The following is a 9,648-nucleotide window of genomic DNA, read 5'->3' as shown; positions in this document are numbered from 1 at the left end:
GGGCCGGATCTACATGGTAGATCCGGCCCGCGGCATTTTTCATCCCCCTAGGCTCGCTCAAAGCTACTTCTTGTCCCAGTTGGTTGCAGTTGCTACGCTCGGCATGTGCCGCATAACGCTGCATCACATACACCAAGGAGCCGCCCACATGCGCACCCTCATCGCCACCGCTTTTGTCTCGTTGGACGGGGTCGTAGAAGCCCCCGGCGGCGAACCCGGCTACCGCAATTCCGGATGGACCATCAGCTCCGTCGACTTTGATCCGGCGGCCTACGAATTGAAAGGCACCGAGCAGGGCGAGGCTTCAGCCATGCTGCTGGGCAGGAAAAGCTATCAGGCATTCAGCCCAGTTTGGCCGGGGATGACCCAAGAATTTCCCGCCTACAACGCCATGCCCAAGTATGTGCTCTCTACGACTCTCGCCGAGAAGGACCTAGTGGACAACTGGGGCGAGACGACCATTCTGCGTTCAATCTCCGATGTCGCGCGGCTTCGTGCAACCGACGGCGGTCCGATCAGCATCCATGGGTCGGCAACATTGGTTCGTTCATTGCAGGAGCACAATCTGATCGACAGGTATCACCTGTTGGTTTTTCCGGTGCTGCTTGGCGAGGGCAAGCGCCTCTTCAGCGACGCCTCGATACAAGCCCAAAAGCTGAAGCTAGTAGATTCAGCTGTCTACCCGAATGGAATTCAAAAGAATATCTTCGATGTAGTCCGGGAGCACTAGCTGGTCATTGAGCGTGCCAAACTGGCAAATCACAGGTAAGCCCTGGTCAGCAATTCCAGATAGTGCCCAGACGGATCCAATAAATACACGCCACGTCCGCCGTGCTCATTGTTTATGGCTCCCGAAACTAGCCTCTGAGGATCGGCCCAATGCTCGATTCCTTGCTGCTGAATCATCGCATAGGCCCTATCGAAGTGTTCGTCATCCAAAAGGTAGGCATAATGCTGCGGCGGAAAGTCCATGGGCGGCACCGCGAACTGCAATAGGACGCCGTTGCCGATGGTGATGTTCTGAAACGGTCCCCAGTTTGGTGCATCAGTAGCTTCCAGCAACTGAAGGTAAAACAGTTTCATCTCTTGAGCGTCAGTGGACGCGATAATGGTGTGGTTGAAATACGCGGTCATTCTCTCCCTTTCATTGGTTCGGCTGATTTCGTGAAAACTGCCGAATCAGGGAGGAGCCCGAATCAGGAAACGACCAGATAGCCGTTCCGGGAGCGGCGTATTTCAGCCTTGCTGGTCTTCATCGTCATCGAGCATAGCATTTCAGTTTTCGACAAAGAAGCCCTACACAAAGTGGGACCCCGAGGGGTCCCACTTTGCTTTGGTAACAACCCCGCACCACCGGGGTCGGTTCCGGGTGTTCGCAATGTCTACCCGGAGACTAATAGACCAGTGGTTAAACCACCTGGTTGAGCCATCGTACAGTCGTACTTTCGGCTGCATGACGGAACGGCTCAAGTTCTTCATCCCACGCTTCGCCGAGGGCAACCGACATCTCCTGATAAAAGATCGAGGGATTTCCGTCGCCCTTCTCATAGGCCCAGCGAATCCGTTCTTCGCTGATCATGACGTTGCCGGCGCAATCGATGGTTGCATGGAAAATTCCCAAATCAGGAGTTACCGACCAACGGCTTCCGTCAGCTCCAGGGCTCGGTTCCTCGGTCACCTCAAAGCGCAGATGCTGCCATCCGTGAATCTCGCTCGTCAGAAGAGCACCAGTTCCTTGCGGCCCGACCCACTCAATTTCGGCGCGACGAAAGCCGGGTGCAGCGTGCTGTTCGGTCCACTCCATAGTGACCGGTGTTCCTAGCACGGACCCGATTGCCCATTCCAGATGTGGGCATAATGCAGTAGTGGCGGAATGAATATAGATTACGCCTCTAGTCATCGGTGCAGACATGCCATCCTCCGTTACGGTGTTGATCGTCTTCCCCTACGTCAACATCGTGGTGGTGCACTACTTTCCGATATCTCTATCTTGCCCGAAGTTGCTGCTGTTTCGCCACTTGCAACCGTGATTCATGGTTTTCACGCAAACTTTTCGGCATACATCTACGCCCGAGGATGTGCCTGCGAATAGCTTTGCCGCAACCTCTCAACCGAGACGTGCGTGTACAACTGAGTGGTGGCCAAGGAAGCGTGACCCAAGAATTCCTGCACGGCTCGCAAATCGGCGCCGCCGTCTAAGAGATGGGTAGCGACCGTATGTCGAAGTGCGTGAGGTCCAGTCGCAGCCGTATCCCCCAAGGATTTCAACGCCCGTGTAATGACCTCTCGCGCCTGCCTAACGTTCAATCGTCCACCGCGAGCCCCGAGGAGCAAAGCGTTGCCTGACTTCTGCTCGTCGGCAAGTACCATTCGATAGGTTTCCAGCCACGTTGTCAGCACCCGCTGCGCAGGAAGGCCGAAAGGCACAACTCGTACTTTGTTACCTTTGCCCAAGACCCGCAGCGTACGCCGTGAAAAATCAATATCCGGAACATCCAGACTTACCAGTTCGCTGATGCGCAGACCTGATGCGTAGAGGAGCTCCGCGATGACCTTGTCGCGGGCTGCTAGCGCGAAATCCTTTTGGTCTTTCTTCGGTTCCTTTTGGTCATTTGCGTCCTGAACGTTGTGGGACGCCGCCGCCTCTGCTGCGTTCTGGGACAAGAGCCTGTCAATCTGGCTCGGTTGCAGCACATGTGGAAGCCTGCGCTCTTTCTTGGGCGCGACCAGCCTCAACGCTGGGTCGTCGTTGATGATCTGATTCTTTTGCGCCCACGCGAAAAAATTCTTAACTGAAGATATTCGGCGGGCAATCGTTGTTCGGGAAATCTGCGCCTCGTGCATGCCGGCGAGCCACTCGCGAAGATCCTCGATCTGCACACGATCCCAACGGACTTTATGAAGTTGACTGCCAAGGAACCCGCTCAGATCGCGCAAGTCAACCGCATAGGCTCGCAGCGTGTTTTCACTACGCCCTCGTTGAAGACGCAGAAAGTCCAAATAATCGGCAATTGGCTCGCTCAGAGAGGCGGGCACACTATACGCGGCATTTTCCACATGTTCCTGCTTCATCACTTTGAGAATACCGCTTTTGGATCTGAACAGTTGAGTTGGGCCACCAGTGGGTCTGGTGCCTTTGAAAGCACAAGCAGACGGTCTACTTCGATTCGATGCGCTGTAGCTTCCACCCCAATTCATGCTCCGCGGCTAGCCGGCGTTCAGCAAGTAAGGCAAGTGCTTTCAAAGTTTCAATGACCGTTAGCCCGCTGCGGGCACATACTTCGTCGACACTGAGCTGATTTCTAAATGACAGCACATCGAACACTAATGCTGCTTCCGATGGCAACCCATCGGTGGGGTACTGTCGAGGATCTGCGGCCGCTGCTATGGGCAGTTGGCCCTCGGGGGCCACGCCCAGCAACTGTTCAACATCTGCCGGAGAAGAAATGAGTTCGGCAGAACCTGACCTAATCAGCTTGTGGGTGCCCGCAGAGTTTGGCGAGAACACGCTGCCTGGCACGGCGGCAACATCGCGGCCCAACTCCACTGCATGGCTTGCCGTGTTCAGCGCCCCAGATCGGAAACGGGCTTCTGTAATTATCGTGAGCCGACTGAACGCGGCTATTAGTCTGTTTCGATTGAGGAACCTGAATCTTGTGGGACTGGTTCCTGCCGGTACTTCCGAATACAAGACGCCATTCGCAATGACCTGTTGAAGCAGCGAATGGTTGCCTGCCGGATATAATCGATCCGCGCCTCCGGCAACGATCGTGATCGTCGGTGGAAGCGGATACTCCCACGGGTCGTGTGAAAGCCCTGCTCGATGAGCAACAGCATCGATCCCGTACGCTCCCCCGGATACAATGCAGAATCCGCGTCCACCCAATGCACGGCCAAGTTCATAGGTCACTTGACTTCCATAATCACTGGCATCACGCGAGCCAACCATCGATACGGAGTTTTGCGAAGATACGCTGCCCAAATGGGCCGGATTCGAGGCCCTCCACCACAGGCACAATGGCCGCCCGAATCCCAAATCATTCAGTTGGATGGGCCATTGAGGATCTTGATCGGTTAAAAGTCCACCGCCGCAGCGTTGTATTGTCTCCAGTGCCGCTTCTGCATTGGCAAAGTCGATTCTCTTGCGCCATCGAGACAAGGAGACCTTGAGGTCTTGGGCCGACCCTGGTGTTGGTCTTTGTCCTGTAAGCTCGGCCAGCTGTCCAGCCAAACCTTGAGGATAGTGGTCGCGCCGCTGGATAAGCGACAGAAGTTCTTGCGGGCTCATCAATTCCAGTAAGGCGCCCGCAGTTACATCGTTGGGCTCAATCAATTGATTCAGTTGCGCCATCAATAACGTGTGCGACGGTTGCCCAACTGGCGTAAGTTGTGGAGTGACGGCAGGGCTTCTGCCTTTCGTATTCATGCTAGTTTTCCTATTCATAATGTTGACTTGCGGATTTGAACCATCTGCATGTCCAGGTTGATCGGTTAGTAGTCGGTCAGCCTTTGTCGCAACTGCACGGCGACGTCGATATCGGCAGCAGTAGGAACTTCATGGGCTTGCCGATCCGCGATCGTCCAGGCAACGCGAAGTACTCGGTCGACAGCACGAGCCGAAAGCGCCAATCGATCGGCCGCGTGGGTAATGGCCCTTTGCGTCGCTGTTGGATACGGAAGTTCTTGGCGCAAGATGTTCCCCGGCACTTGCGAATTGCAAGAAATCCCGAATCGCGCGAGCCTGGCCGTTGATCTGGTTCTGGCGGCAAGCACTCTCGACTTCACCTTGGCGCTGGATTCATTCGTGTTGTTTCCCGTCAGCTGCACCCCAGACACCGGGTTGATTCTCAATTGCAGGTCGGTCCGGTCCAGGATTGGGCCCGATAGTCGCGCGAAGTAGCGTCGTCGGGCCATCGGTGTACAGCTGCAGCCAGCGCCGGAACCGTAGTTTCTTCCGCAAGGACAAGGGTTTGAGGCCATGATCAGCTGAAAGCGTGCTGGCAGCCGGGCGTGGCCAAGCGTCCGATCCAGATTAATGAATCCGTCCTCGATCGGCTGGCGCAAGGCATCCAGCACACCAGAATTGAAGTGCGCTACCTCATCGAGGAAGAGCACTCCGTGGTGGGCTCGCGTTATTGCGCCAGGGAGTATCCGTCGAGTTCCTCCGCCAATTAGTGCTGTCAAGGACGCGGTATGGTGCGGTGCGATAAAGGCTGGCACACGCTGCAACGATGAAATCGGGTCGTCGGCCCCATTGATCAATGATCGCACCGCCGTCGCTTCAAGCGCCTGCTGGTCGTTAAGCGGCGGTAGAATCGTCGGCAAACAGCTCGCCAGCAGAGTTTTTCCAGCTCCCGCGGGACCAACCATCATCAGGTGGTGGCCGCCAACAGCAGCGATTTCAAGGGCCAGCCGCGCTTGTTCTTGCCCGTTGACGATTTCCAGATCTCTGTTTTCGTGGGCAGTTGCTGGCTCGCCGGCGTTGTTCCGAATTGAACGCTTCGCCGGGGTCTTGTGCCTGAGATTGATGCTCAGTATTTCCGGGTCTGCTCCACAATGGATGAATACCTGCCCTACATGTTCCGCTGCCAGCACTTGGGCTCCCGGAACAAGCTTGGCTTCTGCCTCATTGGCCTTGGCAACTACTACCTGAGGCAGCCCCATAGCAACAGCCAATTGCACGGCAGGCAAGACTCCAGGCACTGCACGAAGCATTCCGTCCAAACCAAGCTCCGCCAGATATACGGTTCTGGCCGGAGGGAGCAACTGACGGTCTGCAGCCAATGCGGCGACGAGAATCGCCAGATCAAAAGCTGAACCGAATTTTGGCAACGTGGCTGGTGAAAGATTCACCGTCAATTTTCGATTAGCCAACGGCATTCCGCTATTTCGTGCGGCAGCCTTAACCCGCTCACGCGCTTCGTTCAGCGAAGCATCTGGCAACCCGAGAATAACGAATCCTGGAATACCGTTGCCTAGGTCGGCTTCTACTTCCACCAAAGATGCGTGCACGCCTTGAAAAGCAACCGCATAGGATCGTGCGAGACTCATGAGCGCACGTCCTCAAGATGCTCTATGACGATGCCGCCCTGGACGAGTACATAGACTTCGACTACATCGATTCGCACTTGTGCGATATAGGTCTGGTGGCTCTTTCCCCATAGAATCATCAGCCGCTGCAGCCGTCGATACTTTGCGGAATTCACAGCTTCGAATCCGGTGCCGTACCGTTTTGACGATCTCGTTTTCACTTCCACGCCAATGTAGCGCCCGACCGCATCTTGGACGATCAAATCTAGTTCTCCCGATTTGCACCGCCAGTTGCGATCGAGAATCGTGTAGCCTCGTTGCCTGAGAAAATCTGTTGCAGCTTGTTCCCCTCGATCGCCCAACAGTTGCTGCTCGGTTTTCGACATCAGTTCGTCCTTACCTCGATCTCTTCTGTTCAAGATCTATGGTCGAACCAATAGTTTTGTCAGCTGCTGGACTGGCGCCCAATTGTGGATACGGACAGTCTGCTTGCCGTTGCTGGGCTTCCGGCCCGGTACTGCAAAAACAAAGTGGAAAACCAAACTCCTTGACAGGCGCATAAGACGCACAAGGGGCGAAAGCAGCCAGATTATGGCAGCTTTCGCCCCTTGAGCAATGAAGGATTCCGCAATGATCGATGGACGATCAATGGATCCCAACAAGCCTTAAGATTCTAGGCCCTCTTTAGGGATTTGGAATTCGTCCCGATTCAGCTCTTCAACGTTGACGTCCTTGAAAGTCAACACCTTGACCGATTTGACGAACCTCCCTTGTCGATAAATGTCCCAAACCCACGCGTCGGTAAGCGTCAGTTCGAAGTACACCTCTCCTGCGTTGGACAACGTCTTCACGTCCACCTGATTGGCCAGGTAGAACCGCCGTTCTGTTTCCACAACATAGTTGAACAGACCAACTACCGTTTTATATTCACGGTAAAGCTGCAACTCCATGTCGGATTCGTAGTTTTCTAGTTCGTCGCCTGACATCATTTCGCCTTTGTCCCTGTGGCTTTACCTTTGTCCTTCTCAGTGGTGGAAGTCAAGTTCCAGCTCTGCCGATGAAACTCGCAGGGCCCTTGATCAACGATGGCAGCTCTGTGCGATGCAGTGGCATAACCCTTGTTGACGTCCCAACCGAAATGAGGGAATTCCAGAGCAAGCTCTGCCATGATGCCATCGCGTTCAACCTTGGCCAATATCGAGGCGGCTGCAATTGCCTGGCAGGTCATGTCACCTTTGATAATGGTCGTAACTGGGACCTCAAGCCCTACTGGCTCGCGGTCGCCTTCTAACAGATCGAATAGATCCTGTTCTGGCGCCGACAGCCAGTCATAACTGCCGTCAAGCAGTACAGCGTCAGGCTGAACTGCACACAGCGCGACCGCACGCGAGCCGGCCAGTCGGAGCGCCGCCGTCACGCCAAGTTCATCAATTTCTTGAGCACTCGCATGCCCTACCCCGTAGCCAACTGCCCAGTCTTTAACCTGCGGCGCCAGTTCTTCTCGGCGGTGCGCACTGAGCAGTTTCGAATCGCGCAATTCAGGAAAATCGAGAACAGCATCAATGTCAATCACGGTGAACCCCACGGTGATCGGGCCTGCTAGCGCACCACGGCCCACTTCATCAGCAGCCCCGATGTATCGCACCTGGTGGTTCCTGGCGAGGTTCCGCTCATGATCTAGGTTGGTGGATTTGGCATTGTTCCTTGCGAGTTTGCGCTCGGAGGTAGGGCTAACTGCAGGCATTACTTGCTTCGATCCGGAACGTTGGCAAAGACTTCAGAATGTGAATCGACGACGCCCCACCGGCTTGCAGGCCAGGAAATTGTCGAGGCCTTTCCTTGCACCGAGTCAATGTCTACAAAGCCGCCTTGGACGTCAGTGTGGAAACGTGAATCAGCACTTTCTGCACGGTGATCTCCCATGACCCAAATCTTCCCTTCGGGAACGGTCACTTTAAATTCCATATCGCTGGGCGTGTTGCCTGGATAAATGTATGGCTCAGTAATCGAAGTGTCATTGACCACAAGCTTGCCGTCGGCACTGCAGCATTCAACAGTATCGCCGGGCATGCCGATGATTCGTTTCACCAGGTATTGCTCCCCTGCAGCGGGGAGGATACCAACAAAGGACAGGGTAGATTCGAGCGTGTTTGGTTCTTCCTGCAATGGTGGCAGCCAGTTGAGGTCGTCACGGAAAACAACGACATCTCCACGTTCAAGCTCGAACGGGCCAGGGACCATGATGTTCGCGAAGATCCTGTCATTGATCTGCAACGTCTGTTCCATAGAGCCCGAAGGGATGTAGTAGGCACGGAAGAAGAAGGTCTTTATGACAAATGACAGTACCAACGCGATAGCCACGATGATGACGATCTCACGGATGAAGCGCCAGGTTTTGTATAGCGGTCCTCGCGATTGTGGACTCTGTGCAGATTCGGCACTCACGATGCGGTCGGCACCTTTCTTTTGCTGTAGATATCTCCATCTTACGTTTTACCCAGGCCCGCCCCTTGCTCTGGCACGCTAGTGACGTCCCGCCATCGAATTGGTGTCGGATCTTCGCAAGCTAGGACGCCTGGCCCATGGAGCTAGTTCCCGCTGGTGGAAGCTGGCGTGGCGAGGCCGTTGCCTTCTTTCAATTCCAGTGGAATCTGGCCTGCCGGCTTATCCTTTTTCAAACCTGTCTCGATGGCGTCGCGTTGCTCCGGATCTACCGACAACGTAAGGCCTCCGGTGTTGGGGTTCAACGAATAAGCGTAGATTCCACTTCGAATCGCTGGTTCCTGGCGTCCCTGCCATGCCATGATTTTCGCAATGCCTTCACGCAAATCTGCGTTTGAAAACGCGACAACTTGACCAACTGCGCCGGCATCGGTAATTGTTTGCAAGTCGGCTTCATTGGTGGTGGATACATGAAGCTTTCCGTCTTCAATCCATCCTTGAACAAAGGAATCGGCAAGTTTTTCAGCCAGCTTGTCACGTTGCTCAAGAAGCGCATCTTGGTTCATCTTTTCGCCGCTTTCTGCGCTCGAAGTGCTGGATGGCTGCGTGGTGTTTTGTGGCTGGCTCGATACTTGGCCACATCCGGCTAGAGCCAACGACAGCGACACTGCGGCTAGCACGCCTGCTGACTTGCTCCGGGTCAAATACTTGATATCCAATGCTTGCTCCTTGTCAGATACGTCCATTGGTGAGCGAGAACTCAGCACCTAACTCGATGCTACCGATGGACTTAGATAGTTTTCTTATAACTACGTGTGAAATCAAAGCGCCCCACTACCTTGTGGGTAGTGGGGCGCCAGAGGCTAAAACAGCCTAGTTTGACTTACTACTTAGCCGTGGCGACGAGCGCTGCGGCGGAAGAGCAAGAACGCTGCACCGGTCAGTGCCAATGCACCACCAGCGGCGAACAATGGAAGGCTGTTCGCACCGGTGTCGGCCAACTGGTCATCCTTCTTCGGGTTCTGCTTTGGCTCCTCCTTCTGAGGGGCCTTGGCTTCCGAGGACTTGGTTGGCTGATCATCATCTGCAGAAGCCGTAGGCTTCTCTGATTCCGACTTGGTTGGCTCTTCGGTAGGCTGCTCCGATTCCGACTCGGTCGGCTGCTCGGTTGGCTCC

At 54.9% G+C, this 9,648-nt stretch carries 12 protein-coding genes; 1 reads left to right on the top strand and 11 read right to left on the bottom strand.

Going from position 1 to position 9,648, the window contains the following annotated elements; genetic code table 11:
• The first annotated feature begins 148 nt into the window (after positions 1–148).
• Positions 149–730, top strand: a complete 582-nt coding sequence (locus AUR04nite_RS17645) for a dihydrofolate reductase family protein (RefSeq protein WP_141367614.1) — start codon at positions 149–151, stop codon at positions 728–730.
• Positions 731–759: 29 nt separating this feature from the next.
• Here the strand turns inward: AUR04nite_RS17645 and AUR04nite_RS17640 are convergent, their stop codons facing one another.
• From AUR04nite_RS17640 to AUR04nite_RS17590, 11 genes are all read right to left on the bottom strand, one after another.
• Positions 760–1,134: a VOC family protein gene (locus AUR04nite_RS17640; protein WP_141367612.1), complete on the bottom strand. Its 375-nt coding sequence runs from the start codon at positions 1,132–1,134 to the stop codon at positions 760–762.
• 274 nt (positions 1,135–1,408) lie between these two features.
• Entirely contained in the window at positions 1,409–1,912 is a 504-nt protein-coding gene (locus AUR04nite_RS17635) for a DUF3145 domain-containing protein (protein ID WP_141367610.1), read from the bottom strand.
• A 152-nt stretch (positions 1,913–2,064) separates the two neighbouring features.
• A complete protein-coding gene (locus tag AUR04nite_RS17630; RefSeq protein WP_141367608.1) occupies positions 2,065–3,072 on the bottom strand; it encodes a tyrosine recombinase XerC in 1,008 nt (335 codons plus the stop codon).
• A gap of 85 nt (positions 3,073–3,157) precedes the next feature.
• A complete protein-coding gene (locus AUR04nite_RS17625) occupies positions 3,158–4,426 on the bottom strand; it encodes a DNA-processing protein DprA (protein ID WP_170184272.1) in 1,269 nt (422 codons plus the stop codon).
• 65 nt (positions 4,427–4,491) lie between these two features.
• Positions 4,492–6,051 (bottom strand): YifB family Mg chelatase-like AAA ATPase, encoded by a 1,560-nt coding sequence (locus AUR04nite_RS17620; protein WP_141367604.1) that lies wholly within the window; start codon positions 6,049–6,051, stop codon positions 4,492–4,494.
• Positions 6,048–6,416 (bottom strand): YraN family protein, encoded by a 369-nt coding sequence (locus AUR04nite_RS17615; protein ID WP_141367602.1) that lies wholly within the window; start codon positions 6,414–6,416, stop codon positions 6,048–6,050. The genes AUR04nite_RS17620 and AUR04nite_RS17615 overlap by 4 nt, the downstream gene beginning before the upstream one ends.
• Positions 6,417–6,695: 279 nt before the next feature.
• Positions 6,696–7,016, bottom strand: coding sequence for a DUF2469 domain-containing protein (locus tag AUR04nite_RS17610; protein WP_141367600.1), 321 nt, complete (start codon positions 7,014–7,016; stop codon positions 6,696–6,698).
• Positions 7,016–7,774: a ribonuclease HII gene (locus AUR04nite_RS17605; protein ID WP_141367598.1), complete on the bottom strand. Its 759-nt coding sequence runs from the start codon at positions 7,772–7,774 to the stop codon at positions 7,016–7,018. The genes AUR04nite_RS17610 and AUR04nite_RS17605 overlap by 1 nt, the downstream gene beginning before the upstream one ends.
• Positions 7,774–8,475: a signal peptidase I gene (lepB, locus tag AUR04nite_RS17600; RefSeq protein WP_246055598.1), complete on the bottom strand. Its 702-nt coding sequence runs from the start codon at positions 8,473–8,475 to the stop codon at positions 7,774–7,776. Before lepB ends, AUR04nite_RS17605 begins: the two co-directional genes overlap by 1 nt.
• 143 nt (positions 8,476–8,618) lie before the next feature.
• The gene (locus AUR04nite_RS17595; RefSeq protein ID WP_141367594.1) at positions 8,619–9,191 is read right to left on the bottom strand and encodes a hypothetical protein; all 573 of its coding nucleotides are present in this window, start codon (positions 9,189–9,191) and stop codon (positions 8,619–8,621) included.
• 171 nt (positions 9,192–9,362) lie between these two features.
• On the bottom strand, positions 9,363–9,648 hold a 286-nt coding region (locus AUR04nite_RS17590), incomplete at its 5' end, for an LPXTG cell wall anchor domain-containing protein (protein WP_141367591.1).

The organism is Glutamicibacter uratoxydans (assembly GCF_006539925.1).
Classification (GTDB): Bacteria; Actinomycetota; Actinomycetes; order Actinomycetales; family Micrococcaceae; genus Glutamicibacter; species Glutamicibacter uratoxydans.
The sequence above is the reverse complement of the archived record's forward strand: the minus strand, read 5'-3'. Positions and strand labels throughout refer to the sequence as shown.

Coding starts and splice junctions, on each gene's coding strand:
- AUR04nite_RS17645 (WP_141367614.1), top strand. CDS start 149: ATGCGCACCCTCATCGCCACCGCTTTTGTCTCGTTGGACGGGGTCGTA.
- AUR04nite_RS17640 (WP_141367612.1), bottom strand. CDS start 1,134: ATGACCGCGTATTTCAACCACACCATTATCGCGTCCACTGACGCTCAA.
- AUR04nite_RS17635 (WP_141367610.1), bottom strand. CDS start 1,912: ATGTCTGCACCGATGACTAGAGGCGTAATCTATATTCATTCCGCCACT.
- AUR04nite_RS17630 (WP_141367608.1), bottom strand. CDS start 3,072: ATGAAGCAGGAACATGTGGAAAATGCCGCGTATAGTGTGCCCGCCTCT.
- AUR04nite_RS17625 (WP_170184272.1), bottom strand. CDS start 4,426: ATGAATACGAAAGGCAGAAGCCCTGCCGTCACTCCACAACTTACGCCA.
- AUR04nite_RS17620 (WP_141367604.1), bottom strand. CDS start 6,051: ATGAGTCTCGCACGATCCTATGCGGTTGCTTTTCAAGGCGTGCACGCA.
- AUR04nite_RS17615 (WP_141367602.1), bottom strand. CDS start 6,416: ATGTCGAAAACCGAGCAGCAACTGTTGGGCGATCGAGGGGAACAAGCT.
- AUR04nite_RS17610 (WP_141367600.1), bottom strand. CDS start 7,016: ATGTCAGGCGACGAACTAGAAAACTACGAATCCGACATGGAGTTGCAG.
- AUR04nite_RS17605 (WP_141367598.1), bottom strand. CDS start 7,774: ATGCCTGCAGTTAGCCCTACCTCCGAGCGCAAACTCGCAAGGAACAAT.